A 25063-nucleotide genomic window follows, 5' to 3' on the forward strand; every position below is an offset into this window, starting at 1 on the left:
CCGGGAGCGTGCAGGAACGCTGCACCCATCCCCCGCTGCGGGCCAATGACGCGGCGTGTCGCGGCCTCGGCGGCCGATGGGTGCAGCGTTCCTGCACGCCCTCGGCCGACGACGCGCCTCACGCTCCGCCGGCCAGATCACCCACCCCGTCGAACCAGTCGAGGACGGCGCGCTCGTAGCGCACCCCGAAGTCCAGGGTCACGAGGTCGAGCCGGCCCGCCCCGGCCGCGCGCGCCTCTTCCTCCTGGAGCCGGTACGCCTCCCACCGGGCCTGGTGGATCGCGCGGTGGGTCGTGAGGAACTCGGTGAGCCGTTCAGGCGGCAGGTGGCGGGCGAACGCCAACGTCAAGAGGAGCGGGTAGCGGATGTTCTCCTCGCCCGGCGTCTGCGCCAGCCACGCGCGGAACTCCTCGCGCCCCTGCTCGGTGAGCCGGTACACGCGACGGTCGCGGGCCCCCGTCGAATCGGTCTCGATGAGACCGGAGTCCGCCATGGCCGCGAGCTCCCGGTACACCTGGCTGCGGGTCAGGGACCAGAAGCCCCCGATGCGGACCCGCGCGGTCTCCAAGAGGTCCCAGCCCGACTGCGGTCCTTCGTGCAGGAACCCCAGGAGCGACCCCACGGTCGCGTTGACGGCTGCCATCCCACTCCCCTTGACAGTCCACAGTGGACAGACGAGGCTGGCGGCACCGTCCTCGAGGGAAGGTACGACATGGATGCGCACGCAGTTCTGCTCGCGACGCACATCGCCGCCGGGTGCGCCGGGCTGTTCATCGGCGCGGCGGCGCTCCTCGCCCCCAAGCGCCGGGGGTGGCACGCGCGCGCAGGACTCGCGTACCAGGTGGCCGTCGCCGTCATGACGTCCACGGCGGTGTTGCTGTCCCTGACCGCGCCCGCCGTCCGGTGGGGGCTGCTCCTCATCGCCGTCGCGACCGAGGCCGCCGCCGTGGCGGGGTGGGTCGTGGCCCGTCGGCGACGCCCGGGGTGGCTCCCGGTCCACGTGTCGCTCGTGGCCGGGTCCTACGTCTCGTTCGTCACGGCCGCGCTCCTCGTCAACTGGCCGAGCCCGCTGGCGTGGGTGCTGCCGACACTCGTGGGTTCCCCGCTCATCGCGTGGACCGCACGCCGCGTGGGCCGCGCCGGTCCACGCCGGGAGCTCGCTACGGTCCCGCGGTGACTTCCGACCGTGTCCAGCAGGCCTACTCCGCGATGGCCGACGTCTACGTCGAACGCCTCGCCACGATGGACGTGGTCCACCCCGACGACCGACGACTCGTCGAGCGGTCCCTGACGAACCTCACCGGACCGGTGCTCGACCTCGGGTGCGGACCCGGTCACCTGTCGGCCCACCTGCACGGCCTCGGCTGCGACGTGACGGGCGTCGACCTCGTCCCGGAGTTCCTCGCGCACGCCCGCGCCACGTACCCGGGCGTGCCGTTCCTGCAGGGTTCCCTGACCGAGTCGGGCAGACCGGACGGGTCCGTGGCCGGCGTCCTCAGCTGGTACTCCCTCATCCACCAGGACCCGGACGAACTCGACGTGTCGCTGGCCGAGGTCCGGCGTCTGCTCGCACCGGGAGGTGCCCTCGTCGTGGGGTTCTTCGAGGGAGCGGTCCGCGAGCCGTTCGACCACAGGGTGACGACGGCGCACCGCTGGCCCGTGGACGAGATGTCGGAACGTCTGGCGGCCCACGGCCTGGCCGAACGAGAAAGGCTGCTCCGCGGTCAGGACGGGGAGCGTCGACCGCACGGGGCGATCGCGGCCGTGGCCGTCTGACGTCGGGTCACCTCGGCGCCACCGGCTCCTCACGCGGAGTTCACGCGGCGGCCGACGGCGTGCGAGATCTTGTGCGGCACCCGTCCTCCGACCCGTCAGGAGTTCCCGTGTCCGTCACCGCCGCGGTGCTGCGCGGTTCCGCCGCCGCCCTCGCGCTCGCCCTCGTCCCCGTCGGTTCCGCCTCCGCCGCGCCGACCCCGCGGTGGGCCACCGTCAGGCCGAGCGCGGCCACCCCCTCGGTCCACGACGACGCCGCGGGCGGGAAGGCCGACGCCGACGACCCGGCGATCTGGGTCTCCCCGACGGAACCCGCCGACTCCGTGGTCCTGGGTTCCCTCAAGCAGGGCGGCCTGGACGTCTACGCCCTCGACGGCTCGCTGCTGCAGCACGTCGAGGCCGAGGAGGGTGGCCGGTGGAACAACGTCGACGTCGTGCAGGGCGCGCACGTCGGAGGCCGGGTGCTCGACCTGGCCGTCGTGAGCGACCGCGGCCGCGACCGGCTGCGCGTGTTCGCCATCGACCCCCGCGGCGCGGCCGCCGGTTCGCACGTCGTCCGCGACGTGACGGCGCCTGACGCCGCGCGCGTCTTCAGCGCCACCGAGGCGGACGTCGCGGACCAGGAGACGGCCTACGGAGTCGCGGCCGGCCGCCTGGCCGACGGGTCGGTGCGCGTGCTCGCCACGCGCCGGCACACCACGGACTTCGCCGTCCTAAACCTCGTCGCCGGCCCGGGTGGGACCGTCGGTTACCGCCCGCACCTGCGCAGTTCCCTGCCCGCCAGCTTCGCGGTGCCGGGTGGTTCGTGGTCGCCCTGCGAGGAACCCGGCGAGGGCCCGCAGATGGAGGGGTCGGTGTTCGACCCCACCACGGGCGACTGGTTCGTGGCGCAGGAGGACGTCGGGATCTGGAGGATCTCGGGTGACACGTGGAGCCGTTGGCTCGTCGACCGCGTCCGCGACTTCGGGGTTCCGGCGAGCTGGGACGAGGCGACGGAGTCGTGCCGCGTCACCGGGGCCGACCCCGGTCTCGGCGGCAGCCGCCTGTCGGCCGACGCGGAGGGACTGACGATCGCGACCGACCGCCGCGGGACGCACCTGCTCGCCTCCAGCCAGGGCGACAGCACCTTCGCCGTCTACACGCTGCGCGGTCGCTCGGCCACGTACTCCGGGGGTTTCGCGGTCGTGGACTCCCCGACGGCGGACGGTGCGCAGCACAGCGACGGCGCCGTCGTCACGACCGCCGCCCTCGGGCCCCGGTTCCCCCACGGCCTCTTCGTCACGCAGGACGGGGAGTCGACCCGTCCCGGCGACGAGGACCGCGTCAGCACGGGCTTCCGCTTCGTCCCGTTGGAGAGGATCACCACACCGCTGCGGTGGTGATCGGCGACCTCAGCGGAAGACGACGGTGCTGTGCCCGTTGAGCAGCACCCGCTGCTGGCAGTGCCACTTCACGGCGCGGGACAGCGCCAGCGCCTCCGCGTCCCGGCCGACCGTCGCGAGGGCGGCCGGGTCGTGGGTGTGGTCGATGCGGATGACCTCCTGCTCGATGATCGGGCCCTCGTCGAGGTCCGGCGTCACGTAGTGGGCGGTCGCGCCGACGAGCTTCACGCCGCGGTCGAACGCCTGGTGGTAGGGCTTGGCCCCCTTGAAACCCGGCAGGAACGAGTGGTGGATGTTGATGGCCCGGCCCCGCAGTGCCCGGCACGCGTCGTCGGAGAGCACCTGCATGTACCGGGCCAGCACGACGAGGTCGGCGTCGTGCTCGGCCACCAGGTCCAGGAGCCGCGCCTCCGCCTCCGGTTTCGTCGCGGCTGTGACCGGCACGTGGACGAACGGCAGCCCGGCCGCCTCCGCCATGGGGCGCAGGTCCTCGTGGTTGGAGACCACCGCCACGATCTCGCCGCCGAGGCTGCCCGAACGCCAGCGGAACAGCAGGTCGTTCAGGCAGTGCCCCATCTTCGACACCATGACGAGGATGCGGGGCTGCCGGTCCCCGCCGAACTGGAACTCCATGTCGAACGACGAGGCCGTCGCCGCGAACTCCTGGGTGAGGCGCTCGACGTCGATGTCCCCCGAGACGCTGCTGAACGCGGTGCGGGAGAAGAACCGGCCGGAGTGGACGTCGTCGAACTGCTGGTGCTCGGTGATGTCGCACCCGTGCTGGTAGACGAACGACGTGACGGCGTTGACGATGCCCGGCCGCTGGGGGCAGCTGAGGGTGAGGACGGCGGTGCTGGTCATGGCTGCTCCTGGGCAGTCGGAACGGGGATGAGCCGGGTTCAGCCGCGGATGCGCTGCATCTCGGGGTCGACGAGGGGTTCGGCGGTGACGGTCGCTGCGACCTTCCGCCCGAACCACTCGATCTCGACGGCCGTCCCGACCACCGCGGACGCGGCCGGCAGCCAGGCGTAGGCGACGGGCTTGCCGACGGTGTGTCCGAAGGCGGCGCTCGTCACGTAGCCCTGGACCTCCCCGCCCACCGAGACCGGTTCGGACCCCAGGACGACGCTGCGGCCGTCGTCGACGGTGAGGCAGGTCAGTCTGCGCTGCACCGTGTCGTCCCCGACACCCTCCAGCGCGGGGCCGCCGCGGAACGAGTCCAGCGGTGAGCGGACGGCGAACCCGACACCGGCCTCCCAGGGGTTGTGCTGCGTCGTCATGTCGGTGCCCCACGACCGGTAGCCCTTCTCCAGCCGCAGGCTGTTGAAGGCGGCACGACCGGCGGCGACGACGCCGAACTCCCGGCCCGCCTCGAACAGGACGTCCCACAACCGGCCGGCGAGCTCGGCGCTGACGTAGATCTCCCAGCCGAGTTCCCCGACGTAGGACAGGCGCAGCGCGGTCACGGGAACCCCGCCGATGGTGGCGTGCTTCCCGCGGAAGTACTTCAGGCCCTCGTTGCTGAAGTCGTCGGCCGACACCTTCTCCACGACGCGCCGCGCGTCCGGTCCCCACAGCCCGATGCACGCCGTCCCGCCGGTGACGTCGCGGACGTGGACGGCGCCGAACTCCTCGGCGTACCGCGCGGCCTGCTGCTCGAGGAACACGTCGTCCTGGTGACCGTTGGCCCCGACCTGGAACACGTCCGCGGCCAGGCGGGCGACGGTGACGTCGCTGCGGATGCCGCCGTCCTCCTCGAGGAACAGCGTGTAGGTCACCGAGCCGACGGACTTGTCCATCTTCGAGGTCGTGAGGCGTTCCAGCAGGGCGACGGCGCCCGGACCGGACACCTCCAGCCGCTTGAGCGGGGTCATGTCGTACACCGCCACGGCCGTGCGCGTCTTCCACGCCTCGACGGCGGCGACGGGCGAGTGGAACTGCGCGGCCCAGGGCTCCCGGGCCGGGGGCTGCCACTCCGCGGGCAGTTCGCCGACCAGCGCGGCGTTCGCCTCGTACCAGTGCGGGCGCTCCCAGCCCGCCGACTCCAGGAACACGGCGCCGAGGTCGCGCTGCCGCGAGTGGAACGGGCTGACGCGCACGTCGCGCGGGGACGTGCGCGGCTGCAGCGGGTGCAGGACGTCGTAGATCTCGACGAAGTTCTGCTGGGAGGTCTCGCTGACGTAGCTCTCGGTCAGCTGCACCTCCTCGAACCGGTGCACGTCGAGGCCGTGCAGGTCGTACTCGGAGTACCCGTCGACGAGCGTCTGCGCGAGGGCCTTCGCGACGCCGGCGGAGTGGGTGACCCAGACGGCCTCGGCGATGTGGAAACCCGCGACGTCGCGGGACTCCCCGACGAGGGACCCGCCGTCGGGGGTGAAGGAGAAGATCCCGTTGAACCCCTCCTCGACCTTCGTGCCGCGCAGCGCGGGGAGGAGGTCCTGGCTGTCCTCCCAGCTCGGCGCGAAGTCCTCCTCGGTGAACGGCAGCATCGACGGCATGGCCGACGAGGTCACCTCCCCCTCGGGCAGTTCGTCGAGCCGGACGGGCATGGGCCGGTGGGCGTAGGAGCCGATCCCGATGCGGTCGACGTGCTCGCGGTAGTAGAGGTCCTTGTCCTGGTGGCGCAGGATCGGCAGCGACGCCTCGCTGAGGTCGCTGTTGCGGCCGACGAGGTCCGCGACCTGCCCCGTCTTGACGTACTGGTGCGCGAGGGGCAGCAGCGGCACCTCCATCCCGACGAGTTCGCCGACCTCAGGGCCCCAGAACCCGGCGCAGCTGACGACGACGTCGGCGGGCACCGTCCCCTCCGCGGTGCGCACCCCCGTGACGCGGCCGTGGGCGTGCTCCACCGCGACGACGCGCTGCAGCCCGCGGAACTCCGCGCCCCGGGCGGTGGCGCGCCGCACGAGCGCGGTGACCGCGCGGTGGGCCTTGGCGAGGCCGTCGGTCCGCACGTGCAGACCGCCGAGGACCTTCTCGGGGTCGAGCAGCGGGTGCAGCGCCACGCACTCCTGCGGCCCGATGAGCTCGGCCCCGGCAACACCCCACGACTTCGTCCAGCCGAGCTTGCGCTGCAGGTCGGTCCACCGCTCGGGGGTCGTCGCGACCTCCAGCCCGCCGACCTGGTTGAAGCACCAGGCCCCGTCCACGTCCAGGCTCTTGAGCTTCTCGACGGTGTACTGCGCGAGGTGGGTCATCGTCCGCGAGGAGTTCGTCTGGAACACCAGACCCGGCGCGTGCGAGGTCGAGCCGCCCGGCAGCGGCAGTGGTCCCTGGTCCAGGACGGTCACCCGCGTCCAGCCACGCTCGGTCAGCTCGTCCGCGAGGTTCGCGCCGACGATGCCGGCGCCGATGATGACCACGCGAGGGGTCGTGCTCATGGGGTTCCTCCTCCGCCGGCTGGTCCCGGCTGCTCGGTTCGTGCGGGGTGGAGCGCGCGGTCAGTCCTCGCCGACGGGTCCCGGCCGGAACTCCAGCGCGGCGTCGGCCAGCCAGGCGGCGAGGTACCCGGCGAAGGAGGTGCGGACGAGCACCTCGAACTCGTCGCCGGTGTCCCCGAGGGCGAGGAGGACGACACCGGCCTGCGCGAGGTTCGTCTGAGCGCACGACCCCGAGGGGAACCGGCGGGGGTCGACGTCGACGGCCGTCCCCGCCCGCAGGAGCTCCTGCGCGTGCGGGCCGTGCAACCGCAGCACCACCCGCTGGGCGGAGACGTCGGTGGCCGCACCGCCGACGGGCGCCAGGCGCGAGCGCAACGCGTCCTCGAGGTCCCACGGGGTCGCGGTCTCGTCGAGGACGAGCCACTCGTCGGGGCCGAGCCAGACGACCTTCCCCGCGGCGGTCCGGACCCAGGTGTTCGCCCGGGCCGGCAGCTCAGCACCCAGGACGTCCGCGGCGGCCCGCGCCGCCTCACCGCCGCGCTCGGCCCGCACCACGGCCATGGCGACGAACGGGCGCGCCTCGACGTGGCCGGCGGTGAGGGCGCTCAGGTGCGCGGGGTCGGCGAGGGGGTGGGTGCGGGTCAGCTCAGCCATCGCGACGGGCTCCTTCGGGGTCGACGAGGACGGGGCCGGTGACCTCGACGGCCACCAGGCGGTCGCCCACGGGCACGTGGAGGGTCTCCCCGTGCCGGGCGGCGCCGCCCTTCAGGAGGGCCAGCGCGAAGGGCCGCTCCAGGAACGCGCTGCGGTAGCTCGACGTCACGTGCCCGAGCATCGGCACCGGCGGCGGGGGCAGTTCCCCGTCCTCCTGGAACGCGATGAGCTGCGACCCCTCCGGCAGGACGGTGTCCCGGTCCACCGGCAGGAGACCGACGAGCTGCTTGCGGTCGGTGCGCTGGTTCTCGGCGCGGGCGAAGGACCGCTTGCCGACGAAGTCGAGCTTCTTCTTCGAGACCACCCAGGACATGCCCAGGTCCTGCGGCGTCACGGTGCCGTCGGTGTCCTGACCGATGATCGGGTAGCCCTTCTCGGCGCGCAGGACGTGCATCGTCTCGGTGCCGTAGGGCGTGATGCCGAACCGCTCCCCCGCGGCGACGAGGCGCTCCCAGACGGCCGGGGCGAACCAGCCGTTCACGTGCACCTCCCAGGCGAGTTCGCCGGAGAAGCTGATGCGGGCGAGCCGGACGGGGACGCCCTCGAGCACGACGTCGCGCCAGGTCATGAACTCGAAGGCCTCGGCGGAGGCGTCGACGCCGAACACCTCGCCGATGACGTCGCGCGAACGGGGCCCGACGACGGGGAAGGCCGCCCACTGCTCGGTGACGGAGGCGAGGTGGACGCGCAGGTCCGGCCACTCCGTCTGCAGCCACTCCTCCATCCAGTCCAGGACCTTCGCCGCGCCACCCGTCGTCGTCATGACGAGGAACCGGTCGTCGGCCACGCGCAGCACCGTGCCGTCGTCGAGCACCATCCCGTCGGCCCCGCACATGACGCCGTAGCGGACCTTGCCGACCTTGAGCGAACTCATGAGGTTCGTGTAGAGCCGGTCGAGGAACTCCCCCGCGTCCGGGCCCTGGACGTCGATCTTGCCCAGGGTCGAGCCGTCGAGGATGCCCACCCCCGTGCGCGCGGCGGCGCACTCGCGCAAGACGGCGGTCTCCATGTCCTCGCCAGGCTGCGGGTAGTACCGCGGCCGCTTCCACTGCCCGACGTCCTCGAAGACGGCGCCGTGCAGCACGTGCCAGTCGTGCAGGACGGTCGTGCGGACGGGGTCGAACAACTCCCCGCGGTCGCGGCCGGCCAGGGTGGCGAAGGACACCGGCGTGTACGGCGGGCGGAACGTCGTCGTGCCGACGGCCTCCGGACCGCGGCCGAGGAGCTGCCCGAGGATCCCCGTCGCGACGATCCCGGAGGTCTTGCCCTGGTCGTGCGCCGTGCCGATCGTCGTGTACCGCTTGACGTGCTCGGGCGAACGGAGACCGGCACCCACGGCACGCTCGATGTCGGCGACGGTCGCGTCGCGCTGCACGTCCACGAACTGGCGGCTGGAGTCGCCATCGGGGTCCGGCACGAACCACAGCAGCGCCGGCGCCTGCTCCGGTGCCGGCGCCGCGGCGACGGGCAGGTCGTCCCGGTCGGCCGGGTCGAGGTCCAGCGCCTCCAGGACGGAGCGGGTCTCCTCCCGGCCCTGGGCCAGCGCCCCGGCGAGGCTGAACTCCCCGCTCGCGGCCCCCACGACCGTCAGGCCGGACAACCGCTCGGCCGGCAGGAACGCGCCGAGCGCGGCATCGAACCGGACGCGGCCCCTCGCCTGGCTGAACAGGTGGACAGCGGGGTTCCAGCCGCCGCTGACGAGCAGCAGGTCGCAGTCGACCTCCGTGGGGTTCGAACCGTCGCGCTGGGCCACGACGGCCGCGCTGACCCGGTCCGTCCCACGGGTCCCCGTCACGACCGATCCGGTGTGCAGCGGGATCGAGCGCGCCTGGAGCTCCTCGGCCCAGGCGGCGGGAGCCTCCTGGCGGACGTCGACGACCGCGCCGACCTGGACGCCCGCGTCGGCGAGGTCGACGGCCGCGGCGTACGCGGAGTCGTTGGTGGTGAAGACGACCGCGCGGGAACCCGGCAGGACGCCGTAGCGGTGCAGGAACGTCCGGGCCGCACCGGCGAGCATCGTCCCGGGACGGTCGTTGTCGGTGAAGACGACGGGCCGCTCGTGGCTGCCGGTGGCGATGACGACGTGCTCGGCGCGGATGCGGTGCACCCGCTGGCGCGAGAGGTTCTCCGGCGCGTGCGCGCCGAGGTGGTCGGTGCGTCGTTCGACGGCGAGGACGAACCCGTCGTCGTAGACGCCGAACGCGGTGGTGCGCTGGAGGTGGGTGACGTCGGCGTGCCCGGCCAGCTCCTCCGTCGCGCGGGCGACCCACGCAGTGGCGGGGGCGCCGTCGAGGACGTCCGTCGATCCCAGCAGGGAACCGCCCGCCTCGGACTGCTCGTCCACGAGGGCGACGCGCGCCCCGGCCCGGGCGGCGGTCAGGGCGGCCTGCAGGCCGGCCGGTCCGGCGCCGACGACGAGCACGTCGACGTGCAGGTGCCGGCTGTCGTAGCGGGCGGTGTCCGCGATCTCCGCCAGACGACCCTGGCCCGGGATGCCCTCGACCGCGAGACCGTCGAACACCTCGACGGTCGTGGCGAGCAGCATGGGCTCAGGGAACGGTTCCTCGACCTGCAGCAGCCCGCCCGGGTCCTCGGCCCAGGCGGCGCCGATGCCGCGGGGACGGCCCAGCTTGATGCTCGTCCCGACCTGGTGGCGACCGTGCGCGAGCAGGGCGGAGGCGACGGTGTCGCCCGGGTGCGCCGTCAGCGTCTGGCCGCCGACGCGGAACTCCAGCACCCGGCTGCGGTCGATGCGGCCGCCGTCAGCGGTGCGGAAGGGCGCGTGCGCCGTGGGCGAGGTGTCGGTGCTCACCGGGCCACCGCTCCCTTCTCCTGCGGGGTGTACACCCGCGTGAACTGGTACGTGACGGTGTCGCGTTCGGCGTTGAACCACCGGCGGCAGCCGGCCGCGTGCGACCAGCGCTCGCGGAACAGGCCCTTGGGGTTGTCCCGGAAGAACAGGTACTCGGCCCACTCGCGGTCGTCCAGGGCCGCGGGCTCGGCCGGGTAGGCGACGTGCGCCTGGCCGCCGTAGTGGAACTCGACCTCTTCGCGCGGCCCGCACCACGGGCACTCGATCAACTGCACGTCTGGACTCCTCTCAGTGCGCCACGGCGGCGGCGCCGTGCTCGTCGACCAGCCGGCCCGTCACGAACCGGTCGAGCGTGAACGGCGCGTTGTACTCGTGCGGTGCGTCGTGGGCGATGGTGTGGGCGAACGTCCACCCGACGCCCGGCGTGGCCTTGAAGCCGCCCGTCCCCCAGCCGCAGTTCAGGTAGACGTTGTCGTAGGGCGTCTTGCCGACGATGGGCGAGGCGTCCGGCGTGACGTCCACGATCCCGCCCCACGTGCGCAGCAGGTGCGCGCGGGCGAACACGGGGAACAGCTCGACGGCCGCGGCCATCTGCCGCTCGATGATGTGGAAGGCGCCGCGCTGCCCGTACCCGTTGTAGGAGTCGACCCCGGCCCCCATGACGAGTTCGCCCTTGTGCGCCTGGGAGACGTACACGTGCACGGCGTTCGACATGACGATCGTCGGGTGGACCGGCTCGAGCAGTTCGGAGACCAGCGCCTGCAACGGGTGCGACTGGATCGGCACCCGCAGCCCGAGCTTGTCGGTGAGCACCGACGTGGACCCCGCCGAGGCCAGGGCGACCTGGCCGCAGGCGATGTCGCCCTTCGTGGTGCGGACGCCGACGACGCGGTTCCCCTCGCGGAGGAAGTCGGTGACCTCGCAGTCCTGGATGAGGTCGACACCGGCCTCGGAGGCGCGTCGCGCGAAACCCCACGCCACGTAGTCGTGCTTGGCGATACCGGCCCGGGGCTGGTACGTCGCGCCGAGGACGGGGTAGCGGATGTCGGAGGACGTGTTGACGATGGGGCAGATCTTGCGGACCTCGTCCGGTTCCACCCACTCGGCGTCGATCCCGTTGAGCCGGTTGGCCTCGACGCGGCGGACGGAGTCGCGCACGTCCTGCAGGGTGTGGGCCAGGTTCAGGACGCCGCGCTGGCTGAAGAGGATCGGGTACCCCAGGTCCTCCTCGAGGCCCTCCCACAGCTTGAGGGAGTGCTCGTAGATCCCGGCCGACTCGTCCCACAGGTAGTTCGAGCGGATGAGCGTGGTGTTGCGGGCCATGTTCCCGCCGGCGAGCCAGCCCTTCTCCAGCACCGCGACGTTCGTGATGCCGTGGTTCTGCGCCAGGTAGTGCGCGGTGGCCAGTCCGTGTCCCCCGCCGCCGACGATGACGACGTCGTAGGACTTCTTCGGTTCCGGCGAGCGCCAGAGGAAGTCGGGGTGCTCGGGCAGGTCCGCACCCGGGGTCCGGGGGGAGGCCGTCTCGGGCGCCGGGGTGTGGGGGACGGCGTCGTCCGGGTCGGTCGAGAACGCGTCGACGGTGGTCACCGGGAGACCTCCTGCACCAGGACGGGAACGGGGCCGGACAGGGTCGGGTACAGCGGGTGGCGGGCTGCGAGCGCCGTGACCCGGTTGCGCAACGCGATGAGGCCCAGGGTGTCGGTCTCGGGCCGCAGGGCCGCGGCGATGACGTCGGCGACCTCCGTGAAGTCGGCCTCGTCGAAACCGCGCGCGGCGAGGGCGGGGGTCCCGATGCGGACCCCGGAACTCACCATCGGCGGGCGGGGGTCGAAGGGGACGGCGTTGCGGTTGACGGTGATCCCGATCTCGTGCAGCCGGTCCTCGGCCTGCTTCCCGTCGAGCGTCGAGTTCCGCAGGTCGACGAGGACGAGGTGGACGTCGGTGCCGCCGCTGACGACGGCGATGCCGGCTTCCACGGAGTCGGGGGCGGTGAGCCGGTCCGCGAGGATCCGCGCCCCGGCGAGCGTCCGCCGCTGCCGGTCGGCGAAGGCCGGTTCGGCGGCGAGCTTGAACGCGACGGCCTTGGCGGCGATGACGTGTTCCAGCGGGCCGCCCTGCTGGCCGGGGAACACCGAGGAGCCGAACTTCTTCGCCAGGTCGCCCTGGGCGAGGATCACCCCGCCGCGCGGGCCGCCGAGGGTCTTGTGGGTGGTGGAGGTGACGACGTGGGCGTGCGGCACCGGGGAGGGGTGCAGGCCTGCGGCGACCAGCCCGGCGAAGTGCGCCATGTCGACCATGAGGTACGCGCCGACCTCGTCGGCGATCGCGCGGAACCGCGCGAAGTCGAGGTGCCGGGGGTACGCCGACCAGCCGGCGACGATGAGCTTCGGGTGGCGCTCACGGGCGAGGCGTTCCACCTCGTCCATGTCGACGCGGTGGTCGTCCTCACGCACGTGGTACGCGGCGACGTCGTAGAGCTTGCCGGAGAAGTTCAGCTTCATGCCGTGCGTGAGGTGGCCGCCGTGGGCCAGGTCGAGCCCGAGGATCGTGTCGCCGGGCGACAGCAGCGCGGCCATGACGGCGGCGTTGGCCTGGGCGCCGGAGTGCGGCTGGACGTTGGCGTACTCCGCGCCGAACAGGGCCTTGAGCCGGTCGATCGCGAGCTGCTCGACGACGTCGACGTTCTCGCACCCGCCGTAGTACCGGCGTCCCGGGTAGCCCTCGGCGTACTTGTTCGTCAGGACCGACCCCTGGGCCTCCATGACGGCCAGCGGCGCGAAGTTCTCGCTGGCGATCATCTCCAGGGTCGACTGCTGGCGGTGCAGCTCGGCGTCGACGGCGGCCGCGACCTCCGGATCGACGTCGGCGAGGCGACCGGAGAGGACCGGGTCGCCGGCCGGGGCCGCGGGGTGGTCGAGCTGCAGGGTCACACCAACCTCCAGGACTGCGAATGAGTGACTGGTATATCAGTTGGCAGCACAGTAGGACGGCGACGTGGAGGGGGTCAAGGGGTCAGGGGCGAGGGTTCAGCCGGCGGTCCAGGAAGCGGAACAGGCTGAGCAGCGCGACGGAGAGCACGACGACGAACCCGACGTTGCGCAGCGCGACGGCGTACCCGAGCTCGCTGACGTCGAGGAACGGGTAGGGGTACCAGTCGACGACGGCGCCCCGGACGAGCGTGTACACCGTCCACCCCACGGGCCAGACGAACGCCCACCCGAAGGTCCGGCCGTCGACGCGCGGCCGCGGCCCGAAGAGCAGCCAGCTGACGACGGCCAGCACCGGCGAGACGTAGTGGAACCCGGCGTTGATCCACCAGGCCACCCCCGTCGGGTGGACGTAGGGCGCGAGCACCGCCCCGAAGACGAGGCCCGTCACCGTGATGCCGAGGAGCGCGTCGAGACGCACCACGCGCCAGAACCGGCCGTCCCGCGCGGGGTCCAGGACCAGCGAAACCGCCGCGACGAGGACCAGCAGGTTGCTCTGCACGGTGAAGTAGCTGAGGAAGCGGACGAACCGGGTCACCACCGGCACCGGATCGGCCTGGCCGGAGTTCGCGTCGGCGCCCCCGCCGAGGAGGAGGACCACCTGGGCGCAGAAGGCGGCGAGGACGACCAGCGCCAGGAGGGCGTGGACGGTGCGGGAGGGACGCTGGGTCACCGGGTCATCCTGCCTTCAGGACCCGCCGCCCTCGGCGACCACGGACCCGAAGGCGTCGGTCGCCGTCCAGGTGACGTCGGCGAACTGGTCGGGCCCGACGAGCAGCGTGGTCCACCAGTAGCGGCCGGAGGTCAACGCGACGGCGGACCGGCCGGGGGCGCTCACGACGACCCGGGTGGCCGTCGGCGGGAGGAACCCGAAGGCGGAGACCATCGTGTCGCCTGCCTCCGTGACCGTGGTCCCTCCCATCGCAGAGTTCCGCACGGGCCCCGTGGCCGTCCCGTCCGGGGCGACCGGACCGTCCACCAGAGCACCCCCCAGCTGCGAGCAGAAGTGCAGCTGGCCGTTCCGTAGCCGGTAGAGGACGGCCTCCACGACGTCCGTCCGGCCGGCGAACACGGGAGTGACGTCGTCGTCCTCGTCGACCGTGCGAGCGCACTCTCGGGCGACGCTCGAGAGGCTCCCGGGCGCGACGAGGCGGGGCGTGGTCGGGTCGGGCGCCGCCGGCTCCACCCGGACGACCTCCTCCGCGGGGTGCCACGACAACGCGACGGCGACCGCGGCAGCCGTCGCCAGGCCGGCGAGGACGACACCGCGCACCCGGCGCCCGCGCGTCCGACTGCGCACGAGGGCGACGTTCCGCGCCCAGTCGGCGGGCGTCGCCTCCTCCGCGGGGAGCGCCGCGGCGTCGAGGCGTCGCTGCAGGTCGGCGGGGTTCACGAGCGCTCCTCCAGGACGGCGGCGAGGGCCCGCTGGGCCCGGGAGATCAACGACTTGGCGGTGCCGACGGGGACGTCGAGGGCGTCGGCCACCTCCGCGACGGGCAGGTCGATCCAGTAGCGCAGGACGAGCGCCTCCCGCTGGCGGGCGGGGAGGCGCCGGAGCGCGACGAGGAGCTCGTCGACGCGGGCCGCAGCGACGACGGCGTCCTCGGCCGACGCGTGGGTCCGCGGGACGTCGCCGGGGGTGCGGCGCACGACGCGCAGGTGCCGCAGCCGGGAGTTCACGAGGTTCACCGTCGTCCGGCGCACGTAGCCGAGCGCCGCGGCGGGCTCGCGCAACCGGTTCCCGTGCTGGTGCAGGCGGACGAACGCCTCCTGCGCGACGTCCTCGGCGTCGTCGGCGCCGAGGAGCTGCGCCAGGCGGACCGTCGGCCGGAAGTGGCGGACGAAGAGCGCCTGGTAGGCGTCCTCCCCGTGGTGGTCCCCCGTCTCGGCGACCGGCCCCGCGGCCGCTCCTGCTGTTCTCACACCCCCTGGACGCCTCACGCGGCCGAAGGTTGCACACCTTCCCCGTGTCGGACCCGACGCCTAGGGTCCGGGACATGACGACGCTCACCGACCGTCCCGGCTCCGCCCTCCTGGTGATCGACGTGCAACGCGGCGTGATGGCCGCCAGCGTCGACAGCGACCGCGTGGTGGCGACCATCGCGCGCCTGGTCGAGAAGGCCCGCGCGGCGGACGTCCCCGTCGTGTGGGTGCAGCACTCGAGCGATGAGCTGCCGCTGGACAGCGACGTCTGGCAGTACGTCCCCGAGCTCGTGGCGGCCGACGGGGAACCGGTGGTGCACAAGACGTACGGGGACTCCTTCGAGGACACCGAACTCGAGGAGGTGCTCGCGGCCCGCGGTGTCGGCCGCCTCGTCGTCACCGGGGCGCAGACGGACGCGTGCATCCGCTCGACGTTGCACGGCGGTTTCACCCGTGGGTACGACGTGACGCTCGTGACCGACGCGCACACGACGGAGGACCTGTCCGAGTGGGGCGCGCCCCCGCCCGAGCAGGTCGTCGCCCACACCAACCTCTACTGGAGCTTCCAGCGCGCCCCGGGGCGGATCGCGCAGGCCCTCCCGAGCGACGAGGTCGACCTCGTGGGGGCGGCCGGCTGAAGTCCGGGCCGGTGGACCTCGCTCAGCCGCGGGCCTGCAGCCGCAACCCCGCCAGCAGGAGGTCCAGGCCGGCGCGGAACTGCTCTCCGTCGTCGTGGGTGGCGAACTCGTCGAGGACGAAGTGGACGAAGGGGAACTGCTCCTGGTCCAGGGCGCGCCACTTCTCGACGTGCTCCTCGAGCCCGCTGTCCCGTTCGGGGCCCTCCGGGGTGGGCTGGCGGCCGAGGTCGGCGGCCGTCCCGACGACGAAGCCGAGCACCGCCGAGACGGCCTCGAAGCTCTGCCGCGGCGGTAGCCCCAGGCGCATCACCTGCTGGCCGAGGCGTTCGTAGAGGAGCATGCCGTTCGGCTGCTGCTCGGTGTTGCCGAGGAAGCGCGCCCCCAGCCACGGGCGCACGACGACGGCGTCGAAGAAGGCCACCGCGAGGGCCCGCACGTCGTCGAGGGGGTCCTCGGCGGGGGTCCGGCCCTCGGTGGCCGCGAGCACGGAGGCGATGACGTGGTCGCCGGCGAGGTCGACGAGCTCGTCCTTGCCCGAGACGTACCAGTAGATGCTGCCGACCCCGCCGCCGAGGCGGGCCGCCAGCGCGCGGAAGGTCAGCGCCGACTCCCCCGCCTCGTCGAGCAGGGCGACGGCCTCGCTCACGACGGACTCCAGCGAGTGCGAGGCGCGCTGCCGGGTCCCTGCCTCCGCCCGCGCACCACCGGAACGGCCTCGACCGGCTCCTCCGGGTCGGCCTCGGGGGGTGGTCCGCGCATCCGTCATGACCTCATCCCACCACACCCTCGACAGCGGACCGAACGTCGTTCTATAGTACCGAACGTCGTTCGATACCGGACGGCCCACCATCGAGAGGAGAGACGCCGTGAACCCCACCCCAGGACCCTCGACGCCGACCACGGCGTCCACCTACACCTCCCTGCGCGCCGCCTGGATCCCGCTGCTCGCGCTCTGCCTGGCCTTCTTCGTCGAGATGGTCGACAACACCCTGCTGACCATCGCGCTCCCGACCATCGGCCGGGACCTCGGCAGCGGAACCGCTGCGCTGCAGTGGGTCACCGGCGCCTACTCGCTGACCTTCGGTGGGCTGCTGCTGACCGCCGGCTCGGCCGCGGACCGCTTCGGCCGGCGGCGCGTCCTGATCCTCGGACTGACGGTCTTCGGTGCGGTGAGCCTCCTCGCCGCGGCGGTCACCACGGCCGGCGAGCTCATCGCCCTGCGCGCCGCCCTCGGCGTCGCCGCCGCGGCCATGGCGCCGATCACCAACTCCCTGGTGTTCCGCCTGTTCGACGAGGAGGCGCTGCGCATGCGGGCGATGACGGTGATGATCGTCGTCGGCATGAGCGGTTTCGTGCTCGGACCGCTGCTCGGCGGCACCGCCCTGGCCCACGTCGGCTGGCAGTGGCTGCTCCTCGTCAACGCCCCGATCGCCCTGGTCGCCGTCATCGGCGTGCGGTTCGGCGTCCCCGCCGACCGCCGCGAGGACCTGACCGGCGACGCCTTGGACCTGCCCGGTGCGGCTCTGTCCATCGCCACCATCGGCTTCGCCTGCTACGCCCTCACCAGTGGCATCGAGCACGGCTGGACGTCCCTGATCACGATCGGTTCGGCGCTGGGCGCCGTCGTCGCGCTCCTCGCCTTCGTCCGGCGGGAGCGGACCGCCGCCCAGCCGATGCTGGACCTCGCACTGTTCCGCAACGGGACCGTCCGCGGTGCGGCCGTCGCCCAGGTCGGCACCTCGATCGCGATGGCCGCGGTGATGTTCAGCCTGATCCTGCACTTCCAGTACGCCTACGGCTGGAGCCCGGTGCGCGCCGGACTGGCGAACCTCCCGCTGATCCTGACGATGGTCGTGGCGACGCCGGTCTCGGAGAAGCTCGCCCGTCGGTTCGGGCACCGGACCGCCTGCCTCATCGGAGCCGGCCTGCTGGCCGCGGCCCTCGCCGGGCTCGCCGTCGGCGTGGACCACGGCTACCCCGTCATCGCCGCCTGCATGGTCGTGCTGACCGTGGGCCTGCGGACGGTCATGACGATCTGCGCCGTCGCGCTCGTCAGCGCTGCCCCCGAGAACCGCACCTCGCTGGCGGCGTCGCTGAACGACACCGCCCAGGAGGTCGGCACCAGCGTGGGCACCGCGGTCGTCGGAACCCTCATCGCCGCCCTCGTCACGGCCACCCTGCCGGCGGGAACCTGGAGCGCGGCCCTCGTCCAGTCGTTCTTCCACGGCGAGCGCATCGCGTTCACGGTCCTGGCCGTGGTCGTCGGGGTCGTCGCCGGCCTGGGCGCCTCGTCCTTGACGAACTCCCGCAGCACGGAGGAACCCGCTGCGGCCGAGCCGGTCGGTTCCCCCGCCTGAGGTCGTCACACGGTGACCTCCTCCTCCAGCCAGGCACGGAGGGCGGCGGCGATCGCCGGGGAGGCGTCGTGCGGGAGGAAGTGCGTCCCCGGCACGACGACCTCCCGCTGCCGCGGCCACCGGCGGCACGCCTCCAGCACGGCACCGGTGACGACGGCCCCGGGCTCACCACTGACCAGCAGCTTCGGCAGGGGGCTCGCCGCCAGGAACTCGGCCCCCGCCGCGACGCGGTCGTGCACCTCGGGCGGGTTCCCGTCGATCGGGATCTGCCGGGCCCACGTGAGCATCGCCCGCCGGTCCTCCCCCGGCACCGCGAACGGACGGCGGTAGGCGTCGAGCTCCGCCGCCGTCAGGGTCCGCTGAGTCCCCGCCTGCAGGACGACCTCGACGAAGAGGTTCTCCTGCAGCACCATCCGTTCCCCGTCCGGACCCCGCAGCGCCCCGAACAACCCCGGGTCCGGCCCGGTCCCCTCCCGCCACGACACGGGGACGACGCCTGCCTCCAGGTACGCGAGACCACGGACGGCGCCGGGGTGCCGGCGGGCCCAGTCCACGGCCAGCACGCCGCCCCAGTCGTGGCCGACGAGCACGACGTCCCGGTCCAGGCCGAGCGCCCGCACGGCGGCGTCGAGGTACCGGGCGTGCTCACCGAAGCCGTACCTCTCGTCCCCGGTCCCGGGCAGCCGGTCCGAGTCCCCCATCCCGATGAGGTCCAGGGCCGTGCAGCAGTACGCGTCGGACAGGTCGGCGACGACGTCGGCCCACAGCAGCGACGACGTGGGGTTGCCGTGGAGGAACAGGACGTCGCGACCGCTCCCCGCCCGGCGGTAGGCCATGCCGTGACCGAGGACGTCGACGTGGGACGGCTGCACCTCACCAGCCTCCCGCGACCGGGCGTCCCGGGAAAGCCCCGCGGAACTCCGTTGAAGCCCCGGACCGCGCGCTCCTACGCTCGACGGGTGCAGGCCGGGACCAGCGTTCGCCACGCCCGGCCCGCCGACGCCCGTCAGATGGCGCGGGTGCACGTCGACGGCTGGCGACAGACCTACCGCGGCACCGTGCCGGACGCGGTGCTGGACGATCCGGAACTCCTGGCGACCCGGGAACGCTTCTGGGACGGGGCCCTCACCGACGACCGGTGGGCCCGGAACGTGGTCGCCGTCGCCGAGTTCGGCGGCACCGTCGTGGGCATCGCCATGGCGGGTCCTCCTCCGGACCCGGAGGCGTGGTGGCGGGTGCAGTTGCACGTCCTGTACGTCGACGCCGCCCACCACGGGTCGGGCGCTGCGGCGGCGCTGCTGGACACCGTCGTCGACCCGACCGCTCCCTCAGCACTCTGGGTTGCCGACCCGAACCCCCGGGCCCAGGCGTTCTACCGCAAGCACGGGTTCGCCCCTGACGGGCACGCGAGGACCGAGGACGGGGTCCGGGAACTGCGGTGGGTCCGCCCGTGACGATGGACCTGCCCGGACCCGACTGCTGGCTGAACCCCCTCGTGCGCGTGGGCCGGTCCGCCATCGACGGCGAGGGCCTCGTCGCCACCGCTCCGATCGCCCGCGGCGAGGTCCTCAGCCGTCTCGGGGGCCGGCTCGTCACGGACGCGGAACTGCGCGACCTCCTCACCGAGGCCGCGAGGACGGGGACCTGCGTCGACACGCTCTCCCTGCACACCGACCAGAACCTCGTCCTACCGGCCGGTGCACCCCAGCACGCCGGGAACCACGGGTGTGACCCGAACACCTGGTGGGTGGACCCCTGCCTCGTCGTCGCGCGCCGCGACATCATCGCCGGGGAGGAACTGACCCTCGACTACGCCACGATCACCGACGACCCGGAGTTCGCGGTGGAGTGCTCGTGCGGGTCGGCCTCCTGTCGCGGTCGGGTGACGGGGGCCGACTGGCGATTGCCGCACCTGCAGGCGGCGTACGGACCGCACTGGGTTCCGGTGCTGACGGAACGCATCGCAGTCCCCGAGCCCTGACGTCACCCCCGGCTCGTCGGGCAGGATCGCGGGATGCTGTCCGTCACGGACCTCCCCGGACGCACCGTCCACGTCGTGGCGCCTCGACACGTCGACCCGCGGTGGCCGGACCCCGTCGACCGTGCGCGAGCGATCGTCGCGACCTTGGACGTCCTGCGGCCGGTCACCGGCAGCCTGGTCCTGGACGTGGCCTCCGACCGGTGGAACGAACGGGACGGCACGCTGCTGCCCATCGACCTGCACGACCAGCAGCGGTGGGCCGAGCAGGACCTGCGTGAGCTGCCGGCGCCCACCCGGACGGGCCGCTGGCCCGGGGCGGTGTGGGTGGACGCCCGCGACGACGAGCTCTGGATGACGGCTCGCACCTACGCGACGGCCAGCCTCGGCACGCGGGTGCTCGACGACGACGAGCGGCCGCTCGCGGAGTTCGACGACGGCGGGACCGTCATCACCGCGGCCCTGACCTCCGCGGACGTCCTGACGTTGCGGCGAACCCGCCCGGAACTCCTGGTCACACCCGTGGACGAGCGCCGACGCCGGGGACTCCGAGCGGTCCTGGCCGCGGAGGACGACCGCCGGCAGCGGGGTCGACCGGCCTGGTTCGACGACCTCGACGCCTACCGCGGCCACCGCCGGCGGGACCGACTCGACCCGTGGGAGCCCGCGCCTCCGCAACCCCATCCGGCGGACTCTTTCACCGTCGACCTCACCGTCACGACCCGGGTGCACGACGGTCGCGAACCGGCCCGGGTCGTCGGGCACCTCGGCGGCGGGCACACCGCTCGACCCCGCACCACCGACCACCTCGAGCGCTTCCGCGAGGGCGTCTTCGCCGTCCACCTCAGCGCGATCGCGGCCGGCTCGTTCCCCGACGGCGGTCACCGGGTCGAGTGCCGGGTCTCGTCCCCGTCCCGACGCGTGACCGGCCGGGCCGCCTCGCTCCTCGTCGACCGCACGGAAGGCGATCTCGTCGACCGCGGCGCCCGGCCGCCGTTGAGCGACGGCTGGGGGATGTTCATCCCGTGGGACGGCTGGTCGGTCCACGTCGAGCGCGCGGCGGAGGAGGAACTCTCGTTCTCGACCCCGGTCAGCTGGGTCGACGAGACCGTGGCCGACGGCACGGTGACGATCACCCTGCGACTGAGGCGCAGGTAGTTCCACACCCTCAGCCGAGCGGCCGCGTCACCCACCTCGCCTGGTCCGCCTCCAGCAGCGCGGGATCGCGCGGTGGCGCGACCTCGTCGAGGACCTCAAGCCGCCGGATCGCCTCGATGCGGAAACCCCGGATCCCCTCGCGCAGGCGGCACCAGCCGACGAGCAACCAGGCGTCACCGCCGCGCAGCAGACCCGTGCACTCGACGTCGCGCACCGTCTGCACCGAAGAGGCGCTGCCCCCTTCCTCGCCTCCGGCGTAGGTGATCCGGACGACGCGGCGCGCGGCGATGACGTCGGACAGCAGCGCCATCGGGACGTCGGGGTCGGGCCCGGCCGAGGTGTCGATGACGCGCACCGCGGCGAGGGCCTGCTGGACGGACGCGCGGTGCTCGTCCGGCAGGACGGCCTCGATCTTGGCGCGGGCCCGGCGGGCGGCGCTCTGGTACGGCGAGGAGTCGAGCAGGCCCAGACCGGCGAGCACCGCGAGGGACTCGGCGGCGGTCAGGTTCAGGGGCGGCAGCGAGTACTCCCGCAGGATCGAGTACCCGCCCGCGACCCCGTGGTCGGCGTAGAGGGGGACCCCGGCCACCTGGAGGGAGGCGATGTCACGTTCGACGGTCCGCGTGGACACCCCGAACTCCCGGGCGAGCCGCGCTGCGGACACCGGGCGCCGCGCTGCGCGCAGCAGGTCCACGAGCGCGTACTGCCGTTCGGCGCGTTTCACCCGTCCAGCCTGCCAGGAGTCCCGCCACCCCTCAGCTCCGCATGCTGCGCTGCCCGCCCACGGACCAGACCCGGCGGACGCGACCGTCCGCGGCGAAGTCGAACACGTCCACCCCACCCACGAGCAGGTCACCGGCCTGCATGTCCCACAGCAGCCGGCCGTGGTCGCCGTCGACCGCGTCGGCGACGGACGTGAAGACGACACCGGGGTGCTGTCCGTGCCACCACTGCAGGTAGCGGGCGAAGTCCTCGGCGGAACGGATGTCGTCGGCGGGGGTGGATCCGTCGGGTTCGGTCACGGCGAAGTGGATGCGGAAGTCGTCGGCGCAGAGGCTGCGCGCGAGGTCGCCGTCGCCGTTCCACATCGTGAGCCACTGGTCGAGGGCCTGCCGGGCCGTGAGGTCGGTCGTGGTGTTCGTGGTCATGCGAGCAGTCTTCGCGCCGTCCCCGACAACGGTGTGTCGGAGTTCGCGGGTCAGTTCGCGAGCGCGTCCCGCAGCACGGGGAACAGGTCCCCCCAGCACCCGACGATCCGCCCGTCCCGGAACCGGTAGACGACGAGTTCCTGCACGTCGACCGCCCGTCCCGTGGCGGGGATCCCGTCGAACGTCCCGCGGTGCGTTCCGCGGCCCCGCAACCGGACCGCGACGGTGTCCCCGTCGACGAGGACCTGCTGCGGCTCCCACCGGTAGTCGGGGAAACCCGTGGTGATCGCTGCGACGCCCTCGACGTAGGCGGCGAGACCGTCGACCGGACCGGATCCCGTCACGTCGGCGGCGACGAAGTCACCGAGCTCGTCGTGACGACGGTCGTTGCAGCACGCCAGGTACCGCTGGTAGACGTCGAGGAGTTCAGCGCGCGAAGGGCCCACGGGGGCATGGTCACACGCGGCCCGGGTGGGGGCGCGGGGAGAAGTCGCTTGCGCCGCCGCCTCGTCCGGCACTGGGACGTGCCCGTGATCGTCCGTCCCGAGGAACTTCGCGACCACGTCGCCGAGGTCGGCGGGAGCGTGGTCGGTCACGTCACGGGGAACGTCAGGCGCTGCGGGTCGAGCGCCGCTTCTCCGCGTACATCGCCTCGTCCGCCTCGGACAGCAGCTCGTCGGGGTCGCAGGGGTGCGAGGCGACCGCGACACCGGTGCTGGCCCCGACCGACACGACCGTGCCGTCGCCGAGGACGACGTCCTGGCTGAGGTCGTGCCGCACCCCGGCGGCCACCGCGGTCGCCTGGGCCGCGTCGGTCAGCCCCGTGAGGACGAGGACGAACTCGTCGCCGCCGGTGCGGGCGACGACGTCACCCGCCCGCCGCCCCCGGGACAATCGCGCCGCGACGACCGTGAGGAGTTCGTCGCCCGCGCTGTGTCCGTGGGTGTCGTTGACGGCCTTGAACCCGTCGAGGTCCACGTAGAGGACGGCGGTCATCGCCTCGGGCGAGGCGGCGGCCGCCGCCCGGGCGAGCGGCGCCTCCAGGCCGCGGCGGCCGAGCAGACCGGTGAGCGTGTCGTGGGCGGCGGCGCGCTCCAGCACCTCGACGTGCTCGCGACGTTCGGCCTCGAGCGCGTCCGCGGTCGCCTGCGCCCGCCGGGAGAACTCCGCGACGTTGTTGAGGACGGGGACGAAGAAGCTCAGCAGGGCGGTTCCGATGAGCAGACCCGGCAGGACCCCCACGACGCCGCCGACCCAGCCGAGCGCCTGCACGCCGAAGGCGAGGCCGGAGACGGCGACGACGCACGCGACGGTCTCCAGCAACCGCCGGGGCGTCGGCACCGTGAGGACCCCGTAGACGCCGGCCGTGGCGCAAGCCCCCGGGACGACGACGCCGAGGCCGAGGGAGGTGAGGACCGTCCCGATGAGGACGCACGACACGACGAGCGGCCACGGCCCCCACGAGGTCGCCCCCCGGTCGTCGGTGTGGACGCGCACCCGCGGCGCGCCCTGCACGCCGAGCAGGAACCCACCGACCACGGCGGGGACCAGGTGGACGTCGAGCCCGGCCCACCGGGCGAACAGGCCGAGCGCGGCGATGACGAGGGCGACCCCGGGGGGCCAGGCGACGTCGGCCACCCACCCCGCGGCCCGCGGTGCAGCCACCGGATCCTCCCCGTCCGCCCACCCCGACGGTGGACCCTCGCCCATCATCGGTGCAACGGCTGCAGCTGTGCAGGGGAACGGTGCACGTCGGGTCAGGCCGCCGACAACCGGCCGCGGCCGGCCCGCTTCGCGACGTAGAGGGCGGCGTCCGCGCTGGCGTAGAGGTCCTCGGCACGGGTGGCGGTCGGCGACAACGTCGCGAGACCAGCGCTGATGGACAGCGGGACGAGGGCACCGTCCGGCAGCTGCAACGGGGTGGTCCGCACCGCGTCGACGAACTGCTGGGCGCGGCGGGCCGCGGTCTCGCGCGGGCAGTCGAGCATGAGGACGGCCAGCTCGTCCCCGCCCATGCGCGCCACGAGGTCGGCCTCGCGGCAGCGGCCGGTCAGCAGGGAGGCGACGTGGGTCAGTGCGGCGTCACCGCCGAGGTGCCCGTAGGTGTCGTTGATGGTCTTGAACCGGTCGAGGTCGATGAGCACGAGGGATGCCTCGGCGACCCGGTGCTCTACGGCCCGCGCCGTCGCGGTGTCCAGCACCCGCCGCGTCCACAGACCCGTCAGCGGGTCGATGCTCGCCTGCTGCCGCAACCGTTCCACGAGACGTTCCTGCACGGCCTGGGCCCGGGTGAGCACGCCGCTGATGAGCAGGAACAGGACCGTCATGTAGGCGAAGTCGGTGACCGCCTGCTGCGGTTCCAGCAACGTCCACACGACGACGGCCTCCCCCGCCGTCGTCGCGGCCGTCACCAGCGCGACGCCGCCGACCCGCAACTGGGCGGCGGCCCACACCACGGGCACGATGAAGAACACCTGACCGGTGAGGGTGGCGTCCCGCGTGACGAGGTCCAGCCAGACCACGGTGAGGACGCCCACCAGGGGCGCCAGGACGATCAGCGGCCCGACGCGGTCGGGCGGTCTGCGCAGCAGCACGACGGACAGGACGGCCAGGAGCCCGGCGCCGCACAGCTCCGGCACCGGGACCCCGCGGGCGTTCACCGCACCCGTGGCGACGTTGGTCAGGATCGTCACCATGAGGGCCACGACGGCCCAGGTGCGGGCCGACCGCGGGTTGCGGGCGCTGAAGGAGTCGAGCAGGCGACGTCGACGGGCCACGCGGCTCTCGCCGTCGGCTCGTCGGGTTCCCTC

26 protein-coding genes are annotated in these 25063 nt (G+C 73.3%); 8 read left to right on the forward strand and 18 right to left on the reverse strand.

What is annotated here, in order from left to right; all coding sequences use genetic code 11:
- Positions 1–118: 118 nt before the first annotated feature.
- Entirely contained in the window at positions 119–643 is a 525-nt protein-coding gene (locus tag ACFEMC_RS21415; RefSeq protein ID WP_380171685.1) for a PadR family transcriptional regulator, read from the reverse strand.
- A gap of 69 nt (positions 644–712) precedes the next feature.
- Here ACFEMC_RS21415 and ACFEMC_RS21420 point away from each other — a divergent pair, with 69 nt between their 5' ends.
- The 3 genes from ACFEMC_RS21420 to ACFEMC_RS21430 all read left to right on the forward strand — a co-directional run bounded on the left by ACFEMC_RS21420 (position 713) and on the right by ACFEMC_RS21430 (position 3155).
- Positions 713–1177: a DUF2306 domain-containing protein gene (locus ACFEMC_RS21420; RefSeq protein ID WP_380171687.1), complete on the forward strand. Its 465-nt coding sequence runs from the start codon at positions 713–715 to the stop codon at positions 1175–1177.
- Positions 1174–1776 carry a class I SAM-dependent methyltransferase gene (locus ACFEMC_RS21425; protein WP_380171689.1) on the forward strand — a complete coding sequence of 201 codons (603 nt, stop codon included), beginning with the start codon at positions 1174–1176 and terminating at the stop codon, positions 1774–1776. The genes ACFEMC_RS21420 and ACFEMC_RS21425 overlap by 4 nt, the downstream gene beginning before the upstream one ends.
- 107 nt (positions 1777–1883) lie before the next feature.
- Complete coding sequence (locus ACFEMC_RS21430) at positions 1884–3155, forward strand: phytase (RefSeq protein ID WP_380171691.1); 1272 nt, start codon at positions 1884–1886, stop codon at positions 3153–3155.
- Between the two features lie 9 nt (positions 3156–3164).
- On the opposite strand, the gene purU is transcribed toward ACFEMC_RS21430, so the two are convergent.
- From purU to ACFEMC_RS21480, 10 genes are all read right to left on the reverse strand, one after another.
- On the reverse strand, positions 3165–4016 hold the full coding sequence (gene purU, locus ACFEMC_RS21435; RefSeq protein WP_380171693.1) for a formyltetrahydrofolate deformylase: 852 nt from the start codon (positions 4014–4016) through the stop codon (positions 3165–3167).
- Positions 4017–4054: 38 nt separating this feature from the next.
- A complete protein-coding gene (locus tag ACFEMC_RS21440; protein WP_380171695.1) occupies positions 4055–6535 on the reverse strand; it encodes an FAD-dependent oxidoreductase in 2481 nt (826 codons plus the stop codon).
- A gap of 60 nt (positions 6536–6595) precedes the next feature.
- Positions 6596–7189, reverse strand: coding sequence for a sarcosine oxidase subunit gamma (locus tag ACFEMC_RS21445; protein ID WP_380171697.1), 594 nt, complete (start codon positions 7187–7189; stop codon positions 6596–6598).
- Entirely contained in the window at positions 7182–10061 is a 2880-nt protein-coding gene (locus ACFEMC_RS21450; protein WP_380171699.1) for an FAD-dependent oxidoreductase, read from the reverse strand. Before ACFEMC_RS21450 ends, ACFEMC_RS21445 begins: the two co-directional genes overlap by 8 nt.
- Positions 10058–10336 carry a sarcosine oxidase subunit delta gene (locus tag ACFEMC_RS21455; RefSeq protein ID WP_380171701.1) on the reverse strand — a complete coding sequence of 93 codons (279 nt, stop codon included), beginning with the start codon at positions 10334–10336 and terminating at the stop codon, positions 10058–10060. The genes ACFEMC_RS21450 and ACFEMC_RS21455 overlap by 4 nt, the downstream gene beginning before the upstream one ends.
- A gap of 13 nt (positions 10337–10349) precedes the next feature.
- Positions 10350–11555, reverse strand: coding sequence for a sarcosine oxidase subunit beta family protein (locus ACFEMC_RS21460; protein ID WP_367640587.1), 1206 nt, complete (start codon positions 11553–11555; stop codon positions 10350–10352).
- 92 nt (positions 11556–11647) lie between these two features.
- Entirely contained in the window at positions 11648–12988 is a 1341-nt protein-coding gene (gene glyA, locus ACFEMC_RS21465; protein WP_380176896.1) for a serine hydroxymethyltransferase, read from the reverse strand.
- An 88-nt stretch (positions 12989–13076) separates the two neighbouring features.
- The gene (locus tag ACFEMC_RS21470) at positions 13077–13724 is read right to left on the reverse strand and encodes a Pr6Pr family membrane protein (RefSeq protein WP_380171703.1); all 648 of its coding nucleotides are present in this window, start codon (positions 13722–13724) and stop codon (positions 13077–13079) included.
- 15 nt (positions 13725–13739) lie between these two features.
- Positions 13740–14444: a hypothetical protein gene (locus tag ACFEMC_RS21475; RefSeq protein WP_380171705.1), complete on the reverse strand. Its 705-nt coding sequence runs from the start codon at positions 14442–14444 to the stop codon at positions 13740–13742.
- Positions 14441–14974, reverse strand: coding sequence for an RNA polymerase sigma factor (locus ACFEMC_RS21480; protein WP_380171707.1), 534 nt, complete (start codon positions 14972–14974; stop codon positions 14441–14443). The genes ACFEMC_RS21475 and ACFEMC_RS21480 overlap by 4 nt, the downstream gene beginning before the upstream one ends.
- 74 nt (positions 14975–15048) lie before the next feature.
- Between ACFEMC_RS21480 and ACFEMC_RS21485 the strand changes: the two genes are divergently transcribed.
- Positions 15049–15612, forward strand: a complete 564-nt coding sequence (locus ACFEMC_RS21485) for an isochorismatase family protein (RefSeq protein ID WP_380171709.1) — start codon at positions 15049–15051, stop codon at positions 15610–15612.
- 22 nt (positions 15613–15634) lie between these two features.
- On the opposite strand, the gene ACFEMC_RS21490 is transcribed toward ACFEMC_RS21485, so the two are convergent.
- The gene (locus ACFEMC_RS21490) at positions 15635–16258 is read right to left on the reverse strand and encodes a TetR/AcrR family transcriptional regulator (RefSeq protein ID WP_380171711.1); all 624 of its coding nucleotides are present in this window, start codon (positions 16256–16258) and stop codon (positions 15635–15637) included.
- A gap of 220 nt (positions 16259–16478) precedes the next feature.
- Between ACFEMC_RS21490 and ACFEMC_RS21495 the strand changes: the two genes are divergently transcribed.
- Positions 16479–17969 carry an MFS transporter gene (locus ACFEMC_RS21495; RefSeq protein ID WP_380171713.1) on the forward strand — a complete coding sequence of 497 codons (1491 nt, stop codon included), beginning with the start codon at positions 16479–16481 and terminating at the stop codon, positions 17967–17969.
- Between the two features lie 5 nt (positions 17970–17974).
- Here the strand turns inward: ACFEMC_RS21495 and ACFEMC_RS21500 are convergent, their stop codons facing one another.
- Positions 17975–18841: a haloalkane dehalogenase gene (locus tag ACFEMC_RS21500; protein WP_380171715.1), complete on the reverse strand. Its 867-nt coding sequence runs from the start codon at positions 18839–18841 to the stop codon at positions 17975–17977.
- A gap of 87 nt (positions 18842–18928) precedes the next feature.
- Here ACFEMC_RS21500 and ACFEMC_RS21505 point away from each other — a divergent pair, with 87 nt between their 5' ends.
- The 3 genes from ACFEMC_RS21505 to ACFEMC_RS21515 are packed head-to-tail and all read left to right on the forward strand — an operon-like array spanning position 18929 to position 21105.
- On the forward strand, positions 18929–19423 hold the full coding sequence (locus ACFEMC_RS21505; protein ID WP_380171717.1) for a GNAT family N-acetyltransferase: 495 nt from the start codon (positions 18929–18931) through the stop codon (positions 19421–19423).
- A gap of 2 nt (positions 19424–19425) precedes the next feature.
- Entirely contained in the window at positions 19426–19950 is a 525-nt protein-coding gene (locus ACFEMC_RS21510) for an SET domain-containing protein (protein WP_380176898.1), read from the forward strand.
- 33 nt (positions 19951–19983) lie between these two features.
- Positions 19984–21105: a hypothetical protein gene (locus ACFEMC_RS21515; protein ID WP_380171719.1), complete on the forward strand. Its 1122-nt coding sequence runs from the start codon at positions 19984–19986 to the stop codon at positions 21103–21105.
- Between the two features lie 10 nt (positions 21106–21115).
- Here the strand turns inward: ACFEMC_RS21515 and ACFEMC_RS21520 are convergent, their stop codons facing one another.
- The 5 genes from ACFEMC_RS21520 to ACFEMC_RS21540 form a co-directional block, all read right to left on the reverse strand.
- The gene (locus ACFEMC_RS21520; protein WP_380171721.1) at positions 21116–21829 is read right to left on the reverse strand and encodes a helix-turn-helix transcriptional regulator; all 714 of its coding nucleotides are present in this window, start codon (positions 21827–21829) and stop codon (positions 21116–21118) included.
- Positions 21830–21860: 31 nt separating this feature from the next.
- Entirely contained in the window at positions 21861–22253 is a 393-nt protein-coding gene (locus ACFEMC_RS21525) for a nuclear transport factor 2 family protein (RefSeq protein ID WP_380171723.1), read from the reverse strand.
- Between the two features lie 50 nt (positions 22254–22303).
- Complete coding sequence (locus ACFEMC_RS21530; protein ID WP_380171725.1) at positions 22304–22699, reverse strand: ester cyclase; 396 nt, start codon at positions 22697–22699, stop codon at positions 22304–22306.
- Between the two features lie 163 nt (positions 22700–22862).
- A complete protein-coding gene (locus ACFEMC_RS21535; RefSeq protein ID WP_380171727.1) occupies positions 22863–23918 on the reverse strand; it encodes a GGDEF domain-containing protein in 1056 nt (351 codons plus the stop codon).
- A 92-nt stretch (positions 23919–24010) separates the two neighbouring features.
- On the reverse strand, positions 24011–25030 hold the full coding sequence (locus ACFEMC_RS21540; protein WP_380171729.1) for a GGDEF domain-containing protein: 1020 nt from the start codon (positions 25028–25030) through the stop codon (positions 24011–24013).
- Positions 25031–25063 lie beyond the last annotated feature (33 nt).

Source organism: Kineococcus sp. DHX-1, assembly GCF_042473625.1.
GTDB lineage: Bacteria > Actinomycetota > Actinomycetes > Actinomycetales > Kineococcaceae > Kineococcus.